This is a genomic window from Rhodococcus sp. 15-2388-1-1a, from assembly GCF_002259145.1.
Lineage (GTDB): Bacteria > Actinomycetota > Actinomycetes > Mycobacteriales > Mycobacteriaceae > Rhodococcoides.
This window is the reverse complement of sequence record NZ_NPFP01000039.1, coordinates 118,324-136,449: the sequence shown is the minus strand read 5'-3', so window position 1 is coordinate 136,449 and position 18,126 is coordinate 118,324. Positions and strand designations below refer to the sequence as shown.

The 18,126-nt window shown below is 65.7% G+C and carries 16 protein-coding genes; 4 read left to right on the top strand and 12 right to left on the bottom strand.

Annotated elements, in window-relative coordinates:
• Nucleotides 1-4: 4 nt before the first annotated feature.
• The 4 genes from CH302_RS21110 to CH302_RS21095 are packed head-to-tail and all read right to left on the bottom strand — an operon-like array spanning nucleotide 5 to nucleotide 4,566.
• Nucleotides 5-832, bottom strand: a complete 828-nt coding sequence (locus tag CH302_RS21110; protein WP_230596165.1) for a sugar phosphate isomerase/epimerase family protein — start codon at nucleotides 830-832, stop codon at nucleotides 5-7.
• The gene (locus tag CH302_RS21105) at nucleotides 829-1,956 is read right to left on the bottom strand and encodes a sugar ABC transporter substrate-binding protein (protein WP_176460744.1); all 1,128 of its coding nucleotides are present in this window, start codon (nucleotides 1,954-1,956) and stop codon (nucleotides 829-831) included. Before CH302_RS21105 ends, CH302_RS21110 begins: the two co-directional genes overlap by 4 nt.
• A 26-nt stretch (nucleotides 1,957-1,982) precedes the next feature.
• Complete coding sequence (locus CH302_RS21100; RefSeq protein WP_052047383.1) at nucleotides 1,983-3,011, bottom strand: ABC transporter permease; 1,029 nt, start codon at nucleotides 3,009-3,011, stop codon at nucleotides 1,983-1,985.
• A gap of 10 nt (nucleotides 3,012-3,021) precedes the next feature.
• A complete protein-coding gene (locus CH302_RS21095; protein WP_037188408.1) occupies nucleotides 3,022-4,566 on the bottom strand; it encodes a sugar ABC transporter ATP-binding protein in 1,545 nt (514 codons plus the stop codon).
• A gap of 247 nt (nucleotides 4,567-4,813) precedes the next feature.
• Here CH302_RS21095 and CH302_RS21090 point away from each other — a divergent pair, with 247 nt between their 5' ends.
• Nucleotides 4,814-5,335, top strand: coding sequence for a VOC family protein (locus tag CH302_RS21090; RefSeq protein ID WP_037188417.1), 522 nt, complete (start codon nucleotides 4,814-4,816; stop codon nucleotides 5,333-5,335).
• Nucleotides 5,336-5,340: 5 nt separating this feature from the next.
• Here CH302_RS21090 and CH302_RS21085 read toward each other — a convergent pair whose 3' ends face one another.
• On the bottom strand, nucleotides 5,341-5,814 hold the full coding sequence (locus CH302_RS21085) for a nuclear transport factor 2 family protein (RefSeq protein ID WP_037188418.1): 474 nt from the start codon (nucleotides 5,812-5,814) through the stop codon (nucleotides 5,341-5,343).
• Entirely contained in the window at nucleotides 5,811-7,247 is a 1,437-nt protein-coding gene (locus tag CH302_RS21080) for an aldehyde dehydrogenase family protein (RefSeq protein ID WP_037188420.1), read from the bottom strand. Before CH302_RS21080 ends, CH302_RS21085 begins: the two co-directional genes overlap by 4 nt.
• Before the next feature lie 246 nt (nucleotides 7,248-7,493).
• Here CH302_RS21080 and CH302_RS21075 point away from each other — a divergent pair, with 246 nt between their 5' ends.
• Genes CH302_RS21075 through CH302_RS21065 form a run of 3 tightly spaced genes read left to right on the top strand, consistent with a single transcriptional unit; the run spans nucleotide 7,494 to nucleotide 11,729 of the window.
• Complete coding sequence (locus tag CH302_RS21075) at nucleotides 7,494-8,108, top strand: hypothetical protein (RefSeq protein WP_037188421.1); 615 nt, start codon at nucleotides 7,494-7,496, stop codon at nucleotides 8,106-8,108.
• Nucleotides 8,105-10,648: a putative PEP-binding protein gene (locus CH302_RS21070; RefSeq protein ID WP_037188422.1), complete on the top strand. Its 2,544-nt coding sequence runs from the start codon at nucleotides 8,105-8,107 to the stop codon at nucleotides 10,646-10,648. Before CH302_RS21075 ends, CH302_RS21070 begins: the two co-directional genes overlap by 4 nt.
• A 10-nt stretch (nucleotides 10,649-10,658) precedes the next feature.
• The gene (locus CH302_RS21065) at nucleotides 10,659-11,729 is read left to right on the top strand and encodes an acyl-CoA dehydrogenase family protein (protein ID WP_037188423.1); all 1,071 of its coding nucleotides are present in this window, start codon (nucleotides 10,659-10,661) and stop codon (nucleotides 11,727-11,729) included.
• A gap of 17 nt (nucleotides 11,730-11,746) precedes the next feature.
• Here the strand turns inward: CH302_RS21065 and CH302_RS21060 are convergent, their stop codons facing one another.
• Genes CH302_RS21060 through CH302_RS21035 form a run of 6 tightly spaced genes read right to left on the bottom strand, consistent with a single transcriptional unit; the run spans nucleotide 11,747 to nucleotide 18,120 of the window.
• A complete protein-coding gene (locus CH302_RS21060) occupies nucleotides 11,747-12,997 on the bottom strand; it encodes an acyl-CoA dehydrogenase family protein (protein WP_037188424.1) in 1,251 nt (416 codons plus the stop codon).
• Between the two features lie 13 nt (nucleotides 12,998-13,010).
• Nucleotides 13,011-14,165 (bottom strand): thiolase family protein, encoded by a 1,155-nt coding sequence (locus CH302_RS21055; protein WP_082323505.1) that lies wholly within the window; start codon nucleotides 14,163-14,165, stop codon nucleotides 13,011-13,013.
• Nucleotides 14,162-14,548 (bottom strand): Zn-ribbon domain-containing OB-fold protein, encoded by a 387-nt coding sequence (locus CH302_RS21050; RefSeq protein ID WP_052047384.1) that lies wholly within the window; start codon nucleotides 14,546-14,548, stop codon nucleotides 14,162-14,164. Before CH302_RS21050 ends, CH302_RS21055 begins: the two co-directional genes overlap by 4 nt.
• A gap of 14 nt (nucleotides 14,549-14,562) precedes the next feature.
• A complete protein-coding gene (locus CH302_RS21045; protein WP_037188425.1) occupies nucleotides 14,563-16,035 on the bottom strand; it encodes a 2-oxo acid dehydrogenase subunit E2 in 1,473 nt (490 codons plus the stop codon).
• 2 nt (nucleotides 16,036-16,037) lie between these two features.
• Nucleotides 16,038-17,072 carry an alpha-ketoacid dehydrogenase subunit beta gene (locus CH302_RS21040; protein ID WP_037188426.1) on the bottom strand — a complete coding sequence of 345 codons (1,035 nt, stop codon included), beginning with the start codon at nucleotides 17,070-17,072 and terminating at the stop codon, nucleotides 16,038-16,040.
• A gap of 19 nt (nucleotides 17,073-17,091) precedes the next feature.
• On the bottom strand, nucleotides 17,092-18,120 hold the full coding sequence (locus tag CH302_RS21035) for a thiamine pyrophosphate-dependent dehydrogenase E1 component subunit alpha (RefSeq protein WP_230596166.1): 1,029 nt from the start codon (nucleotides 18,118-18,120) through the stop codon (nucleotides 17,092-17,094).
• Nucleotides 18,121-18,126 lie beyond the last annotated feature (6 nt).

Here is an 18,126-nt window from a genome sequence, read left to right as displayed (position 1 = left end):
TTGGTCATGTCTCCAGTTTCTCACTTTCCGCTTCGTCGAGCACCTTTCGAGTAGCTCGACCCAGTTCCACAATCCACGCCCGCGTATCGCCTGCGCTACGGGCGGACGGGACCTCAACGCTGACCGCAGCCGTGGGCGGGAGTGCCCGCACGAGATCGACCAGCGGGAACGCGCCCTGTCCCGGCGGGAGCCTGTCGGTTCGAGCCTCGGTGATCGCTGCGTTCAGATCGTCCCAGGGCTCCGCCGACGTCGCGTCGCAGATCTGCCAGTACGGCAACGAGTTCTCGTCGACGGCGTCGAGATCGGACAGCGCCGACCCCGCCCGTACCCAGTGCAGGGCGTCGACGAGAACACCGCCATTGCTGCCCCGGGCAGCGGCGACGAAGTCGGCAGCGGCGCAGAAGTCTCGAATGGACGAGAAGATCATCGGCTCGAGACAACACCGAAGACCGACGTCCTCGGACAGCTCCGAGATCTCGCCGAAGTTGTCCGCTGCCCGGTTGCGCTCGTCGTCGAGCACCGTGACGAGCAGGTGCCGGGCACCGAGCTCGGCACCTGCGTCGAGGATGGACGACCAGTCCCCCTTCGAACTTCCGGGATGCAGCTTGACCACCTCGACATCGAGAACTCGCATCCCGTTGTGCGCCAACGCAGATTTGGTCTCACGCAGCAGCGCCGATCCGGCCGGGAGACAGAATCCCCGGTCGCGTTCGGTGTGCGCCACTCGGACGCCCACCGCGCCGAAGCCGCCCGACGCAGCGCAGTCGATCAGCTCCGGCGGTGCCAGATGCAGCGCCGAGAGGTGGGACAGAGACAGGATCCGTGGCGTCACTTCTGCCAGAGTGTCTCGAACTCACCCTGGTAATCCGCTACGCCGACGTAGTAGCCGGTGTCCTCGTCGAGGACTGCCGAACCGATGTTGTCGCTGTTGAGCAATTGCGTGGGAAGGAACGCGGCATCGGCCGCGGCGAGGTCGTCACCGTTGAATTGCCTTGCCAGGGTATCGATCACGCGCCATCCGAGAATTTGCACCGGGAAGCCGACCCAGACACTGTTGTCGCCGCCTTTCAGTGACTCGAGGTTGTCCGGCGTCGGCGTCTGACCGGCGAAGGTCACCTGATCGGTCAGGCTTGCACCACGCAGGGCCGCATCGACACCCAGCACGAGGTCACCGAAGGAGAAGACCGCGTAGTTGATGGTCGGGTCACGCTGGAGCGTACTGACCACGCTCTGGGGGGTCTTGGTGCCGAGATCGGTGACCTGCTGGTTCACGAGTTGGGTTGTGCAGTCGGGGCACTGGGCTTTCAACTGTGCGGTGAACGCGTCGGTGAAGACGTTGAGGATCGAATAGTCGGTGATCGAGAAGATGGCGACGTTCGCCTGCCCGTCGCTGTCGGCGACGACCTGACTCGCGACCATCTTTCCCCACTCCTCGACCTGAGCGTCACCGTCCAATGCGGTCGAGATGACACCGGCCACGGGCGGGCCCGCGATACTGTCCGCGATGATGGGAATGCCTGCGGCTTCGGCAGATTCGATCTGCCGGGTGAGCATCGTGAGTGGGGTACCCGAGATGTGGATCGCGTCCGGCTTCAGCGCGATGGCCTGATCCATCGCCTTGGGTGCCGCTTCTGCGTCGGTGCCCATCAGTACTCGCTGATAGCGCCACCCGAGGACGTCCGCGGCCTGTTGGATGGCGTCGTTCTTCGCGCTCGAGATCGGTTGTGGGGTCTCGATACTGATGACGTACTTGCCGCTGTCCGGAGCTCTGCTCAACGGCGCTGTCAGAACGAGATCGGCCGGCGGTGCCTCGTACCGATCGGCGACGGCCTGCGCGCCGGCCACGTCGGCAGCTGCACCGGTCGTCGTGGTCTCGTCCGAGCTGCTGCATGCGGACGCCAGCAGGCTCGCGGATACGAGGGCCACGAAAGCCTTCGTCCAGTTGGTTGATTTCACGTGATCACCTTTCGAGAGGAGGGAGTTCAGGTACGGCGTGCGGTCCGAGCCGCGAGAGCCACGGCGACGATGAGGGCTAGTCCGTTGAAGAGGTCGTTGACGAAGCTGGGAGCACCGGCCAACTGCAGTCCCTTGACACCGGTGGCAAGCAGGTAGATGGCGATCAGCGTGCCCAGCACGTTGACCCGGCCTGCGCGTATCTGAGTCGAGCCGAGAAAGACGGCCGAGAACGCCGGGAGCAGGTACGACGGGCCGATATCGGGTGCGGCGGTGCCGAGCTTGGCCGCCAGGACCACTCCGGTGAAGGCTGCGATGGTGGCCGACGTCATCAACGCGCCGAACATGATTCGCTCGACTCGTAGTCCGGCGAGCCGTGCGGCCTGACGGTTGCCACCGGTGGCGTAGAAGTAGCGACCCAACGGGGTCTTCTCGAGTACCACGTACATCACGGCGGCGACGCCGATCATGTAGAAGAACGGCAGCGGCAGACCGAGGAACGGCTTGCTCCCCAGGTCGAGGAAGCCGTCGGTGAACCCTTCGGTGATCTGTTTGCCGTCCGTGACCCAATAGGTTCCCGCCAGCAGGATGCTCGACATTCCCAGAGTGGCGATGAACGAGTCGACCTTGAGCTTGACCACCACAAAACCGTTGACGGCTCCGATCACCGCACCGCAGAGCAGCGTGGTGACGACGGCGATGGGTGTGCTGACACCCTGCGAGAGCTGATAGGACACCATCGCGACCGAGAAGCCCATGATGCCTGCGATGGACAGATCGAACACCCCGGCGGCGAGCGGCACGATCAGCCCGATGGCCAGCATCGCGGTGATCGCCTGGTCGCCCGCGATGATGCGGAAGTTGCCCTGGGTCATGAAGGTGTCCGGAATCCAGAGCGCGAAGAGCGCGATGACGACGATCCACACATAGAGACCGCTGAAGCGATCGAGTCCGAGATTCGGCCGTCGTCGAGCCGTGCGACGTTCGGCATCGACCTCACCGCCCGGCGGTGGAGTGTGCGGCGACGCTGCTGTGCCTTCGTGGGATTGTGTTGTCATGGTGATCCTTTCACCGATCTTCTGCGCCGGACCGCGCTGCTGCGGACACAGGTTTCTTCAGAGTCGAGGCCGTCAATCGATCCGGGTCGATGCGGGGGCGGGAGAATTCGTCGACCACCCGGCCTGCCGAGAGGACGATCACCCGATCGCACAAGCGCGTGAGTTCCCCGTGGTCGGTGGACACCACGAGCACCGCAGCGCCGTCCTGCGCGGCCTTGTCCACGAGTGCATGGATGTCTGCCTGAGCACCGATGTCGACACCCTGCGTAGGCTCGTCCAACAACAACACGCGAGGACTGCGCCGAAGCCACCTGGCCAGCACGACCTTCTGTTGATTGCCTCCGCTGAGAGTGCCGAGATGGCGCTCGGTGTCACCGGCCGGACGTACACCGAGTCGCTCGAGCCACGTGGCAACATCGGACTTCTCCCGCTTCACTCGCACGATCCCACCCCGAGAGAAACCCCACGGGTCCGCGACCGAGACGTTCTCGCGAAGGGAAGCGGTAGCGAATGCAGCATTCGAAAGCCGCTCGGCAGGAACGCATCCGACGCCCGCCGACATGGCGAGGTCAGGGCGGCCCTGTTCGACCACCACACGATCGACGGCAACCGTCCCGCGTCGAGACTCGGCACCGAAGAGCGCAGGCACGATCTGCTCACGACCGGAGCCGGTGATACCGGCGATGCCGAGGACCTCACCGGATCTGATCGCGAACCCGAAGTTCTCCACCGCACCGCAACTCAACTCCGACACCTCGAGCACAGGATGCCCCTCGGGATCCGATGTCTCCTCCGGTTCGGCCAGGAAATCGTCGATGCGCCGCCCGATCATCAACTCGACGAGCCCCGATTCGTCGAGACCGTCGAGTGGACGCGTGCTCACGACAGCGCCGTCCCGCATCACGGTGACGCTGTCGCACAGCGAGAAGATCTCGTTGAGGTGGTGCGAGACGAACAGGACCGCGACACCGCGATCCCTGATCCTGCGCACCAAGTCGAAGAGCCGAACAGACTCTGCTGCGGGAAGATTGGCTGTCGGTTCGTCGAGTACCAGGACGGCGGCCTGACCCGACCTGTCCTGAACCGCACGGGCGATCGCGAGCATCGTGCGCTCGCTCATGCTCAGCGCTCCCGCGAGCTTGCTCAGGTCGAGGTCGACTCCCAGTTCGGCGAGGGCGGCGCGAGCCCGGGCTCGCTCGGCACGAGAGTCGATCGTCCCGATCGCGGTGGTCAGGTAGCCGTGACCGAGTGCCAGATTGTCGACGACATCGAGGGTTTCGACTAACCCGAGTTCCTGGTGGACGAATCGCAGGCCAGCGGCCTCGCCACTGCCGGGAACACCGAGGGCAAGGTCGTGACCGCCGACCGATATCCGGGCACCGTCGTCCGGATCATGGTATCCGGCCAGCACTTTGATCAGTGTCGACTTCCCGCACCCGTTCTGACCGACCAACCCTCGAATCTCACCCGGGGCCAGCGACAACTCCACACGGTCGAGTGCTCGGTGCCCGCCGAAGGTCTTGGAAAGACTGGTGATGCTCAGTGCATCGGTCATGAAAGCCCGCCTGTGACTCGAGTTACTTGAGATCCGCTTGTGTTACCCACGTCATACTCAACTATGTACAGGGATAAGTCCAGCAATCTGCAAAACTCGACATTGTGCGCCTCGGTGCAGGAATCATCGACGAGGAGAGGATCGCGGTAACCGCCGCGATCGAGAACTGCGGCGTCGTATCTGCAGTCGATCATCAGTTAGCAAGCATCAGAATCGACGGTTGCACATGGAAAGCGAGACAATCCGGATGAGTGAGTTCGAGCTCGGCAGTGTGGTTCAGATCGCGTACATGGTCGACGACGTCAGTGCAGCGGCCGCCGACTTCTCCGCCCGTACCGGAGCGGGGCCGTTCTTCGTGCGACGGAACGTCATCACGGCCGCGTACGGCTCCGACGGCCGAACGGGGGCTTTCGACCACTCATCGGCCTACGGGCAATGGGGCCGCATGCAGATCGAATTGGTGCACACGCACTCGGCCGAACCGCCGGAATTCGCCGAGACCACGCGAGCACGCGGGTGTGTGCACCACGTTGCGATCATGGTCGCGTCGTTCGTCGAGCACCAACGGCAACTCACCGAGCGTGGTTGGCCGGCCCTACTGTCGGCGTCCACCCCGCACGGCAACAACTTCGCGTTCCACGATGCGCGGCCGCAGCTCGGACATCTCCTGGAGATCTACGAGCCACGGCCGAGCATTCTCGAGCTGTACCGGCGTGTTGCCGACGCCGCGACGAACTGGGACGGAACCGATCCCGTTCGCCGCCTCTGACGCGTCTAGGCCTCGGCGAGTAGGGCAGCCGCTCGTTCACGGGCCAGCGTCAGCACCTGCGGGTTGCCGGAGTTCCAGAGAACCGTCAGTTGCTTTCGGCAGATCTTCCACTCACCGCCGACTCGCACCACCGAATCGGTGTAGTACCCGCCGATGGTGAACACGGCATCGCCGGAGGTGTTCGGGAGTACGTGCTCGGCTCGCACGTAGGTGATGACCGTGCCCCGATCACCCTCGACCGTGATGTCGAAGTTCGACAAGAAGTGTTGCGACGCAACGAGCCCCGGGAACAGCATTCGCCCACGCTGCACCCAGTCCTCGGCGCGGAAGTGCCCACCGTTACCCGCGCGGTAGCTGGTGTAGTCGACGTCGATCTCGTCGGTGAACACGGATCGATACATATCCCAGTCACGCAGGTCGATCCCTCGCGCGAATCGCGCCATGAGCCGGGTGATGTCACCGGTCGCCTCGACGCTCATGTCGCAGGCAACTGTAGGGAGATCTTCTCGAAGTATTCGTCCAATCCATCCGGTCCGAGCTCTCGTCCGATACCCGACTTCTTCATGCCACCGAACGGTGCAAGGGCATTGAAGCGCCCCCCGTTGATGCCCACCTGACCGGTGCGCAACCTGCGGGCGATGGCAATCGCTGCGTCGTCGTCGGCCGCGAACACGGCTCCGGACAACCCGTACTCGGAGTCGTTGGCAATGCGGACCGCGTCGTCGATCCCGTCGTAGGTGAGCACCGTGAGGACCGGGCCGAACACCTCTTCACGGGCGATCGCAGAATCGTTGTCGACCCGGCTCACCACCGTCGGGCGGACGAAGAATCCCGACCGTAGTCGATCGTCCAGGTCGGGCACGTCGCCCGGCCCACCGACCACGAAGTGAGCGTTCGAGGGAACTGCGGAGAGGTGATCGAGGACAGATTGCTGCTGCTCACGCGATGCCATCGGTCCGATGTCGACGGATTCGTCGAGGGGGTCACCGATCCGCTGCGAGCCGACCAACTCCGCCAGCTTCTCCTCGACGTACTCGAGGCGATCGGCGGGTACCAGCAGCCGCGTTGTCGCAGTGCAGGTCTGCCCGTTGTTGACGTAGCAGCCGCGCACCGCGGCGGTCAGAGCTGCATCGAAGTCGGCGTCGGGAGCGATGACGAAAGCCGACTTGCCTCCCAGCTCCAGAGTCACTTTCTTTATTCCGGCTGCAGCTACCTGTCCGACGCGGGCACCGGCTGCCGTCGAGCCGGTCAGACTCACCATGTCGACGTCCGGGTGTCCGGCCAGCCGCTCCCCCACCCGGCCGCCTGCCCCACTGACGATATTGAGCACGCCCGGGGGCAGAGCGGTCGAATCGGCGATCTCGGCGACCGCGAACGCGACCAGCGGGGCCACACTGCTGGGCTTGACCACCGTGGCGCATCCGGCTGCAATGGCAGGCGCGACCTTGGCGGCGAGCTGGTAGAGCGGGTAGTTCCACGGCGTGATCGCGCCGACGACACCGATGCCGACCTTCAGGATCAACGATGTCCCGCGACGTTCCTCCAACGAGGTGTCCTCGAGAATGTCCGCCATCGATCGGAAGATCGTGACTCCGAGCCCCACCTGTACGGTTCGAGACCGCGCGATCGGCGTCCCGACCTCGCGCGCCATCATCTCGGCAAGCTCGCTCTCGCGTTCGACCAGCCCGTCGGCGATCCGCCGCAACACCGAGACTCGCTCCTCGATCGAGGACTGCGACCACACATCGAAGCCGGAGCGCGCTGCGGCGACAGCGTCGTCGACGTCGGTTTCCGTTCCTGCGGGTACGCGGGCGAGCAGCTCACCCGTCGTGGCGTCGAGCACATCTATGGTGCCCCCGCCCGCGGAGGCCACCCACTTCCCGCCGATGTAGAGCTCGGTTCGGTCGTCCATGTCGCGATCCCTCTTCCCGTACGGCGGTCGGCCGAGTGGCGGCCATCACATGCAGCCTAGCCGCCAAAGGCGACATGCTGTCAAGTAACTAGCCGCAGTCAAACCTGTACAGAGTTGGACAAAGTTTCTTGACATCCACTACTATTTGAGTAGGTTATGAGCACCGTCACAGTCCCGCCTACGGTAGACGTACGTCACTTGCCGAAGGCTGTTCCCCACGGGGGACCGGAGAGCGCCAGGAGCACCATGAACGACCTTGCGACCACCACATCCGAATCGACCGCTCTGGTCGACCTCGTTGTGAAGGGCATGCTTCGAGGGCCGGTCACGCCCGAGCTACAGGCTGTCGTCGATGCCGGTGACGCCGTGGCCAAGGGCCCGATCGTCATGCCGACGCAGGCCGGAATCGCCGCTGCCGGTGCGCAGGTTCGTCTCACAGACGGAAGCGACGAGCACGGTGCGGTCACCGACTTCCTGCGCGCATTCCTACCGGTCAACCGTCGGCTGCGGGAACTGTGCACCGCATGGCAGTGCCGTCCGGACGGCACGGCCAACGACCACGGCGATGCACAGTACGACGCCAGAATCCGCGACCAGCTCGAGGACATTCATACATCCGTGTCCAAGCTGCTCCGCCGCGGTGGGAAGCAGTGTGCAGTCCTCTTGGAGTACCGCGACCGCCTGAATGTCGCACTCGAACGGTTCGACAACGGCGACACCGCGTCGATGACGTCGCCCCTGACCGATGGCTACCACACCGTGTGGATGTGGCTCCATCAGCACGTGCTGATGATGCTGGGACTCACCCGCGCCGAGGACGAGGCACTCGAGGAGGAACTCGTCCGCGGTAGCGCCGAATGACCCTGTCCGACGGTTCCGTACTCACCTCCGCGCGCGCAGCAGTGCCGTACGGGCAAGGCCGTGCTCGCGGTCTCGGTGCCGACGCGCTGGGGGTTCACGGCGTCGAGATGGACAACCTTGTCGCGCTTGGTCTTCCGGTCGTACCAGGGCTGACGGTGCCGATCGGGTCCGGTGCCGGCCTGCGCGTTCCCGACACCGCGAGCGCCACGATCGATCTGTTGGAGAAGTTGGCAGTCCGCGGGATCTGGCCGTCGGTGCGCACCGAGCGCCGACCCATGCTGCTGCATCTGCGATGCAGCGCACCGGTTCCGGTGTCGGCTCTGCCTCCTGCCATCTCGGTCATCGGGCTCTCGCCCCTGAACGTCGATGCACTCGTCGAGGTGATCGGACGCGATCGCGACATCTACGACTCGTGGGCTGCGACCCTTCGATTCGTCGCCGAAGGTGCCCTCGACGTCGACACCGACGATCTCGACGATCTGGACGAGGACCACCCCGACAGTCACTCTCGCGTACCCGCCCTTCTCGAACTGATCGAACGTGCGACGGGCAGTCCGTTTCCCACCGAACCTGCCGAGCAGCTCGGCCTCGCAGCGACCGCCATGTTGGCTCGCTGGGCCTCTCCCCGCGGGCAGCGGGCCCGCCGCTCTCTGTCCCTACCGGACGATCTGGGCCTTGCACTGCACGTCCGTGCTCTGCGACTCGGCCCCTGGGACGACTCGGGCCATGGTTCCGCCGTCAGCCGCGATCTCGAAACCGGCAAGTACGCACCCCACGGCGTGTTCCACCTCGGTGTCCGCAAGGCCGATCCCAATCCCGGTCCTGGCGAACCACTGTCCAGCACTCCCGGTGGTGAACAGATCCTCGATCAGATCTTCGCGACTCTCGAGCCGCATCTGCGCGGTGTCGCCGAGATCGAGTTCGAGGTCCGCGATCGCCAGCTCGCCCTGCTGAGTGCAGGGGCGCTGGACCATCCAGGCCCACGTGCGGTCACCAATCTCGCCGTGGATCTGGCCAACGCGCGATCGATCGACCGCAGCGAGGCAGTGCGCATGCTCGAGCCCGACCTGATGCAGGACCTTCTGCACGCTCAGCTCACCCTCACCGGTAGCGAGCAGTTGCTCGTCCGCGGACTCCCCGCGTCACCGGGTGCTGCCGTCGGCGAGATCGCACTGTCGAGCGATCGAGCACTTGCTCTGGCAGCGCAGGGCAAGGCCGTCATCCTCGTTGCGTCCGAGACCAGCCCCGCCGACGTGCCCGCTCTGTTGGCAGCCACCGCGGTCGTCACGTCCAACGGCGGGCTCGCATCCCACGCCGCCGTCGTTGCCCGCGGTGCCGGTCGTCCGGCGGTCTGCGGCGCGGCGACCATCCGCATCGACAGAGAGCGCGCCACCGTGACGGCCGGCGGCGTGACCCTCGCCGAGGGCGACACCGTCTCGGTCAACGGCCGTACCGGTGACGTCTACGTCGGTACCGTGGCAATTCGGCCGGCCGAGCCGTCAGCGGAACTGGAAGTGTTGCTCGGTTGGGCGGACGACATCCGCGAACTGCGCATCCGCACCAACGCGGACAATGCCGACGACGCCGCTACCGCCTTTCGCCTCGGTGCCGAGGGAATCGGACTGTGCCGCACCGAGCACCAGTTCCTCGGCGATCAACTCCCGCTGGTGCAACGGCTGGTACTGGCCGAGAGCGAGGCCGAGGAGATCGAGGCCATTGCGGCCCTGACCGCCGCGCAACAATCGGACTTCACCGACCTGCTCCGTGTCGTCGGCGACCGACCCGTCACCGTGCGCTTGCTCGATGCGCCGCTGCACGAGTTCCTCCCGGCCGACGGCCATTATCGCGACCGCGAACAAGCCGAACGTGCGGCTGCCACACACGAATCGAACCCGATGCTCGGTCTGCGCGGAGTTCGATTCGCCATGGTGCAGACCCGGTTGTATCCCGCCCAGGCCGAAGCTCTGTTCCGTGCGTGGGTCGTGGTGAACGGCGAAGGAATGACACCGCAACTCGAGGTCATGATTCCGCTGGTGTCGCTGCCGGGCGAACTGACCGAGGCCATCGCACAGGTGCACCGGGCCGCTGCGACCGTTGCCGCCGACACCGGCGTCACCGTTCCCTATCTCGTCGGCAGCATGATCGAGACTCCCCGCGCAGCCCTGCTGGCCGAACCATTGGCCGCCGAGGCCCAGTTCCTCTCCTTCGGGACGAACGACCTGACCCAGCTCACCTACGGGTTCTCCCGCGACGACGTGGAGAAGACGGTACTGGCCCACTATCTCGAACATGGGCTGCTCACCGACAGCCCGTTCGCCGTCCTGGATCGGGACGGTGTCGGCGCTCTGGTCTCCATGGCCGTCGACCGTGCCCGCACCGCTCGTCCCGACGTCAAACTGGGTGTCTGTGGTGAGCACGGCGGCGATCCGCAGTCCATCTCGTTCCTCAATTCGCTCGGCCTGCACTATGTCTCGTGCTCACCTCGGCGGGTCCCGGTTGCCCGGCTCGCCGCGGCGCACGCCACCCTCGAAAGCCGGTGAATTCCACACGATGAGCGCCGAACTCGACGCCCTTCGAGCTGCCGTCCGCGCTGCTGCCACCGAACTCGGCGGACACGACCTGTGCCGTCGACTCGATCCGGCCGGCCCAGGATGGGACACGCGCGCCTGGTCGATACTGGCGGAGCAGATCGGAACGGCTGCCCTCGGCTTGCCCGAATCCTGCGGTGGTATAGGAGGATTGGCCGAACTGGTCGTCGTCGCCGAGGAGCTCGGCGCTGCATTGCTTCCGGTCCCCTTTCTCTCGACCCTGTTCGCGGGGCAGGTGCTCGCCGGCGCAGGCAGCGCCGAGAACGTGGTGTCCGACATCGCCGAAGGGCAGCCTGCGGCGTTCGCCGGGCTCGACCGGCGCGGGTGGTGGTCGCCCGACCACCTGCCGTTCACCGCCTCGGAGAACAGCCACGGATGGACAGTGAGCGGGCACACGCCAGCCGTCCCGGGTGCCGCAGGCTCGCGATGGATCGTCACCGTGGCGGCAACTCCCGACGGCCCCGATGTCTTCGTCCTCGAGGCGTCTGCCGACGGCGCGTCGATCTCCCGCGTCGAGACACTGGATCTGTCCCGCGCTCAGGCCTCTGTGACCCTCACCGATACCTCGGCACGACGTCTCACAACTGGCGGAAGCGCTGCCACAGCACTACTTCCGGCCCTCGACCTCGCCTGCATAGTGCTGGCCGCCGAGCAGCTCGGCGGTGCCCAGGCCAGTCTCGATGCCACGGTCCGGTACGCCAAGGAACGACGGCAGTTCGGCCGCGAGATAGGTAGCTTCCAGGCGGTCAAGCACTCGCTCGCAGACCTACTGGTGCTGGTGGAGTCGAGTCGGTCAGCGGTGACCCGCGCGGTCGAAGCCGAAGACCGCACCGAAGCCGGTTCGGTTGCCCAGGCGTGGTGCTCGGACGCGTACCGAACGGTGACGGCCGAGGCGGTGCAACTGCACGGCGGCATCGGCTTCACCTGGGAGCACCACTGCCACCTGTACTTTCGACGTGCACGCGCAGACGCTCAACTCTTCGGTGGTTCCGCGTTCCATCGGGAACGTCTGGCCCTCGCCCTCGCCTGGTGAGACCTCCACCCGGTAGATCAGCGCTTGTCGCGCCCCGACCACGGCCGATCACGATTCTCCCGTGGCTCGGACGGTAGGCCGAGCACTCTCTCGCCGATGATGGTTCGCTGAATCTGATCGGTGCCGCCCGCCAGCCGGTAACCCGGGCTACCCAACACGTGCTCGGACCACGCGAAGAGGTCGTCGTTCACCCGGGCGGAGATGTTCTCTCCCAACAGGTCTGCGGCAATCTCACCGATCTTGCTCAGCACGTCCGATGCCATCAGTTTTCCGACCGACGCGGCCGGTCCCGGCGAGATCCCTGCCGCAGCGGCCCTCGCTACCCTGTCGGCGGTGGCGGCGCGCAGTTCGGATCGGATGTACACGTCGGCGATGTCCTGACGCACCAGCGGATCGCCGGCCACGCCGAGGGATTGTGCGAGAGTCACCAACTCTGCGACCGAGCCGCCCTTCTTGCGGGTCACCGAACCGGAGGCGGTGCGCTCGAAGGCCAGAGTGGCACCGGCAACTTTCCACCCCGCGCCGACGTCGCCCAGGCGCATGCTGTCGGGAACTCGAACGTTGTGCAGGAACACCTCGTTGAAGGATGCGCCCCCGCTCATCTGCCGAATCGGGCGGATCTCGACGCCCTCGAGGTCGAGTGGAACCAGGAACGCGGTGATTCCCTTGTGCTTGGGCACGTCAGGATCGGTGCGGGCCAGGAGCATCCCGAGGTCTGCGAACCGTGCGCCCGACGACCACACCTTCTGCCCGTTGAAGATCCACTCGCCACCGTCGCGCACCCCACGGCATCCCAGAGCCGCCAGATCCGAGCCGGCACCGGGCTCGCTGAAGAGCTGACAGGCCAGCAAATCCGTGCGCAGCAGTGGATTCGCGTAGGTCTCACGTTGTTCGTCGGACCCGAACATCGCAACCGCGGGACCGACGAGACCCGTGGTGACACTGATGAGTTCGGTCGAAGGCGGAACATCGAACTCGCGCTCGGCCTGGGCGATGGCCGATGCGAACGACGCGGGAAGCCCGCGTCCACCGTGCTCGACCGACAACGTCACCGCGCCGTAGCCTGCATCGAAACGCCTGCGACGGTATTCTCTGACGGCGTCGAGCAAGGCCGACTCGTCGTCATCGGACAGATTGCGAAAGACGGCCAGGTCCGGCCGGTCGTCCGGTGACGGGGTCGGCCGCGGCGGGAGGATCGAGCTCAACCACGAGCGGACCTCCGACCGGAAATCGGCCAACTCGGGAACGGTGTCGACAACCTCTGTCATGGTTCGCCTTTCGCTATCGGCTCGTCAGCACGGTGCAGGCCGACAGACCCGGTGCCCCGTAGACATGCGTGAATCCGACGGTCGGCCCGCCGGGCACCTGACGCCCGTCCGCTCGACCCTGCAGTTGACGCACCACCTCGTGCACCTGCCGCAATCCGGATGCGCCGATCGGCTCACCTCCGGCCAGACATCCACCATCGGTGTTGATCGGAAGGTCGCCGTCCCAGTCGGTCGCTCCGGAGCCGACCAACTGTGCTTGCTCACCGTGCTCGCAGAGCCCGGTTTCGGCCATGTGGATCAACTCGGACCCGGAATCGGTGTCCTGCAACTGCGCCACATCGACGTCGGCCGGATCCACACCCGCTCCGGCGAATGCAGACGCGGCCGCGTCGATACTCGGGCTGTGCACCGGATCGGTGGTCAACCAGGGTGAGAAGACCTCGAAGGATCCCGGTCGTCTCGTTCGGACTTCGACGGATGCCAGCCGAATCGGCCGCTCGCACATGTCGTGTGCCCGCTCACCCCGAGCGAGAATCAGTGCCACGCCGCCCTCGCCCGGCGAACAGAACATGTACTGGGTCAGCGGGTCGTTGATCATCGGGGACGCCAGAACCTGCGCAGAGGTCAGCGGAGTGCGACGCCATGCCATCGGATGCGCGGCCCCGTTGGCGAAGGCCCGCTCGGATACCGCGGCGAGGGCGTACTCGTCGAGTCCGTACCGGTGGAGGTACCGACGAGTCTTCATGGCGAAGTACTGCGTGGTGACCATCAGACCGGTCTGCGCGTACCAGGGGTCGAGACCGTAGGCCGCGGGGTCGGATGCGAATGCTCCTCGCGGGTGCTTGTCGAAACCGACGACTGCGACGATCCCCGCTCGACCGGCGGTGAGCATGTCGGCCGCGGTCGACAGCGCGACTCCCCCTGTGGCGCAGCCGTTCTTGACGGTCGTGAACGGGATTCCGGTCAGCCCGAGCCGAGACACCAGCGAGTCGGGCTTGCCGGAGACGTTGCTGCCACCGACGGCCGCATCGACATCGGACCACCCGATTCCGGCGTCTTTCAGTGCGGCACGAAGTGCGTGTTCACCCATGTCCATGCCGGAGACACCGTCGTGCCGCCCGAAGGCATGCATCCCCGCTCCGACGACGAAGATGTCGGCCGGACTCACGAGACCACCCTGGCAAAGGCGAACGTGACCTGGCCCCCGCCGACGTAGAGCAGACGCAACTCGACCTCGTCGCCGATCGCGACCTCACCGACTATTCGCGACTCGACCAGAACCGCACCGAGATCGACGTATCCGACGACGAACGGTTCGAATCCCGACGACGGCGGCTGGTACGGCGGTTTCGGCGCGAACGCCTGGGTGGTCCACGTCCAGATCGTTCCTCGGTTCGGCAGCGCGATGCGCGTGACGTTCTCGCCGGTACATCCCGGGCACCGATGGGCTGCCGGAAAGACGACCACATCGCAGTCGCCACACGAACTTCCGGCCAACAGTGGTGGGTCGAGTTCGACGAACAGCCTGTCGTCGATCGCGGTCGATTCCATCTCCTACCGCTCGCCTAGTCCGCCAACAGGCTCAGCGGACGCGCCAGGATCTCGCTGACCGTGCGGAGGTATTCCGCCGCGGGAGCTCCGTCCACGGCCCGATGATCGAACGTCAAGCTCAGAGTCATCACCTGAGTCTTGACGGGAGTCTGCCCCTCCCAACGGAATCCGTCCTTCACTCTGCCGACTCCGAGGATCGCCACGTTGCCGGGATTGATGACCGGCGTGAAGAAGTCGACTCCGTACGCCCCGAGCGTGCTGACCGAGAACGTCGCACCCTCCATGTCGGACGATCCCAGCCTCCCCGTCCTGGCAGCTGTCGCCAATTCCGTGGTGCGAGCGCCGATTGCGCCGATCGACAACGAATCCGCTCCCCGGACGACCGGAACGACGAGACCACCCTCGACCGACACGGCGACGCCGATGTCGATGGCCTCGAAGAGGGTCACCTCGTCGTCGGCGATTCCCGCGTTCAGCAGTGGATGCTTCCTCAGCGCCAGCGCTGCGGCCTTGACCACGAATGCGTTGAGGCTCGGCGGCTTCGACCCGCTGCGCGCGGACTCGGCTCCCAGTTCGGCCCTGATCTGCACCAGTGCGGTCACATCTGCTTCGTAGCCGTGCGTCAGCTGCGCCATGGAGTGCAGACTGTCGAGCATGTTGCGAGCGATAGCGCCTCGCATGCCCTTCAGCGGGATGGTGTCGCCGGGTTTCGGGCCGGTCGTGCGGGCAGGCGCGTCCGCGTCTGCCGATTGCGCGCCAACCGGGACCGAAACACTGCGACCGGCGGCAGTCTCTATGTCGCCCTTCGTGATTCGCCCTCCGACACCGGATCCGACGAGCTCGCCGAGATCGACTCCGAGCTCGGCTGCCCGACGACGGAGTACCGGGCCGACGAACCGACCGGCCGCACTGTCCGCGCCGACCGCGTTCTGGGGCTGCGCCGGCTCGGGCGTCGCTACCTTCTCGGAGGCACCGGCCTTCTCGGCAGTGTCTGCCTTGTCCTGCACGGGCGTTGCCGCGAGGAACTCCTCGACGTCCTCGGACACGATTCGTCCGCCGGGGCCGGAACCCCGTACACGGGCAAGATCGATGTGGGACATCGCAGCGACCCGGCGGGCATTCGGAGACGACTTGATTCGTGAGTCGCTGCCCAGGGTGGGAACGTCGGTCTCGACGGCGGCGGTGGCACCGTCGGCGGCGGCCGGTTCGGCCGCGGTCACGACCGCCGCGTCGACGCCCGGTGCCGTTTCCCCGTCGCCGAGAAGCCACCCGATCACCGCGCCGACGGGCAAGACGTCACCGGCCTGCGCGGTCGTCGCCAGGATTCCCTCGGCCTCCGCTTCGACGTCGACGTCGACCTTGTCCGTTTCCAGCCGCAGAAGAACGTCGCCCAGACCGATGCGCTGGCCGGATTCGGCCACCCATTCGCCGATCACGCCCTCCTGCATCGTCAGACCCAGCTTCGGCAGCACGATCTGCTGAGCCACGATCAGTTCCTTTCGAGGAGACGGCGCACACCTGCGACGATGCGGTCGGCATCGGGAACGTAGGCCTTTTCGAGTGGTGTGCTGAACGGCACCGGCGTGAAGGGAGCACCGACGCGAAGTACGGGCGCGTCCAGGTAGTCGAACGCCTCCTCCTGGATCTGCGCGGCCACCTCGGCTCCGATTCCACCGAAGGTCACGGCCTCGTGCACCACGAGGATGCGGTTGGTCTTCGACGCAGACTTCACGATGGTGGCAGTGTCCAGAGGCTGGACCGTCCGCGGATCGACGACCTCCACCGACACCCCGGACTCGGCCAGGATGTCCGCGGCCTTCAGCGCTTCGGAGACCATGCGGCCGAACGCCACGATGGTCACATCCTCGCCGTCTCGCGCCACGGACGCCTCACCGAGCGGGATTGCGTAGACGTCCTCCGGTACCTCGGCGCGGGCACCGAGAAGGACCTTGTTGAGCATGAACACGACGGGGTTGTCGTCACGTACGGCGGAGACCATCAAGCCCTTGGCGTCGTACGCGTTCGACGGCATGACCACCTTGAGACCGGGCGTGTGAGCCAACCACGCTTCGAGACTCTGTGAATGCTGTGCGCCCGCACTGACACCGGCGCCGTACGCGACAGCGATGACCATGGGGACCTTGACCTCGCCCCCGTACATGAACTTCATCTTGGCGGCCTGATTGACGACCTGGTCGAGCGCGACGGCCAGAAAGTCCATGAACATGATGTCGATGATCGGGCGTAGGCCGCGTGCGGCCGCGCCGACGCCGAGTCCGATCAGACCCATCTCGGCGATCGGTGTGTCGACCATGCGCCGCGACCCGAATTCGGCGAGAAGTCCGTCGTACATGTGGAAGACGCCGCCGTAGGCCGCGACGTCCTCGCCGGCGACGAAGACGTTGTCGTCCTCGCGCATGACCTGGGCGACGGCCTCGTTGTAGGCCTTGACGTAGGTGGTGACTCTGCCCGCGGCGCTCGGTGCCGTCGCGGTCGACTCGGGTGTTTCCGTTGCAGTAGACATGCTCAGCCTTTTCAGATCTTCAGTCGCTGTAGACGTTGAGGGCGATGTCGGCCAGATCCGGGAACGGGCTGGCCTCGGCGAAGTTCACGGATTCTGCGATGTCGGCGTCGACCTCGGCCCAGACGGTTGCGAATTCGGCTTCGGTGACCAGCCCCTCGGTCACCGCCCGCGCTTCGAGCAACTTGATGGCGTCGCGCTCCTTCCAGGCCTCGACCTCCTCCTCGGTGCGGTACGTCTTGCGGAGACCCTTCACACCCTGGTGGTCGTAGTAGCGGTACGTCTTGGCTTCCACCAGTGTGGGACCGCCGCCGTTTCGCGCCCGCTCGACGGCGCGACCGACTGCGGCGCGCACGGCGATCGCGTCCATTCCGTCGCAGATCTCGCTCGGAAATCCATAGGCCGCAGCACGATCGGCCACGTTCTCCAGCTTCATGTGGTCACGGAGTGCCGTGAATTCGGCGTATCCGTTGTTCTCACAGACGAAGACAACCGGTAGCTCGAGTATTCCCGCAATGTTGGCCGCTTCGTGGAACGCCCCGATGTTGCTCGCGCCGTCGCCGAAGAAGGGGATCGCCACCGAATCCTCGTCGCGGTACCTGGCCGCGAACGCAGCGCCCACTGCGATCGGAATACCGCCTCCGACAATGCCGTTGGCACCGAGCATGCCGATCGACAGGTCGTTGATGTGCATGGAGCCGCCGCGGCCCTTGCAGTAACCGTCGACGCGACCGAACAGCTCGGCGAACATCGGTTTGAATTCGGCGCCTTTGGCGACGGCATGACCGTGTCCGCGGTGGGTGGAGGTGATCTGGTCGGTGTCCCTGAGGTTGGACATCGCGCCGGCCGCGACAGCCTCCTGTCCGACGTAGAGATGCAGGAAGCCAGGCATCCGACCGCCCTCCATCAACCGACCGGCCTCGGTCTCGAACTGCCTGATGCGCACCATCCTGCGGTGCAGATCGAGCACGACCTCTCGGCTCGGCGTCGGATCGTTCGACCCCACGGGCTCTATGGCCTCGCGGGTCGGGTCGGTCGCGGTCGAAGTCACCACGTA

Coding starts and splice junctions, on each gene's coding strand:
- CH302_RS21085 (WP_037188418.1), bottom strand. CDS start 5,814: ATGAGCGTCGAGGCGACCGGTGACATCACCCGGCTCATGGCGCGATTC.
- CH302_RS21095 (WP_037188408.1), bottom strand. CDS start 4,566: ATGACCGATGCACTGAGCATCACCAGTCTTTCCAAGACCTTCGGCGGG.
- CH302_RS21040 (WP_037188426.1), bottom strand. CDS start 17,072: ATGTCTACTGCAACGGAAACACCCGAGTCGACCGCGACGGCACCGAGC.
- CH302_RS21090 (WP_037188417.1), top strand. CDS start 4,814: ATGAGTGAGTTCGAGCTCGGCAGTGTGGTTCAGATCGCGTACATGGTC.
- CH302_RS21050 (WP_052047384.1), bottom strand. CDS start 14,548: ATGGAATCGACCGCGATCGACGACAGGCTGTTCGTCGAACTCGACCCA.
- CH302_RS21080 (WP_037188420.1), bottom strand. CDS start 7,247: ATGGACGACCGAACCGAGCTCTACATCGGCGGGAAGTGGGTGGCCTCC.
- CH302_RS21065 (WP_037188423.1), top strand. CDS start 10,659: ATGAGCGCCGAACTCGACGCCCTTCGAGCTGCCGTCCGCGCTGCTGCC.
- CH302_RS21060 (WP_037188424.1), bottom strand. CDS start 12,997: ATGACAGAGGTTGTCGACACCGTTCCCGAGTTGGCCGATTTCCGGTCG.
- CH302_RS21100 (WP_052047383.1), bottom strand. CDS start 3,011: ATGACAACACAATCCCACGAAGGCACAGCAGCGTCGCCGCACACTCCA.
- CH302_RS21075 (WP_037188421.1), top strand. CDS start 7,494: ATGAACGACCTTGCGACCACCACATCCGAATCGACCGCTCTGGTCGAC.
- CH302_RS21070 (WP_037188422.1), top strand. CDS start 8,105: ATGACCCTGTCCGACGGTTCCGTACTCACCTCCGCGCGCGCAGCAGTG.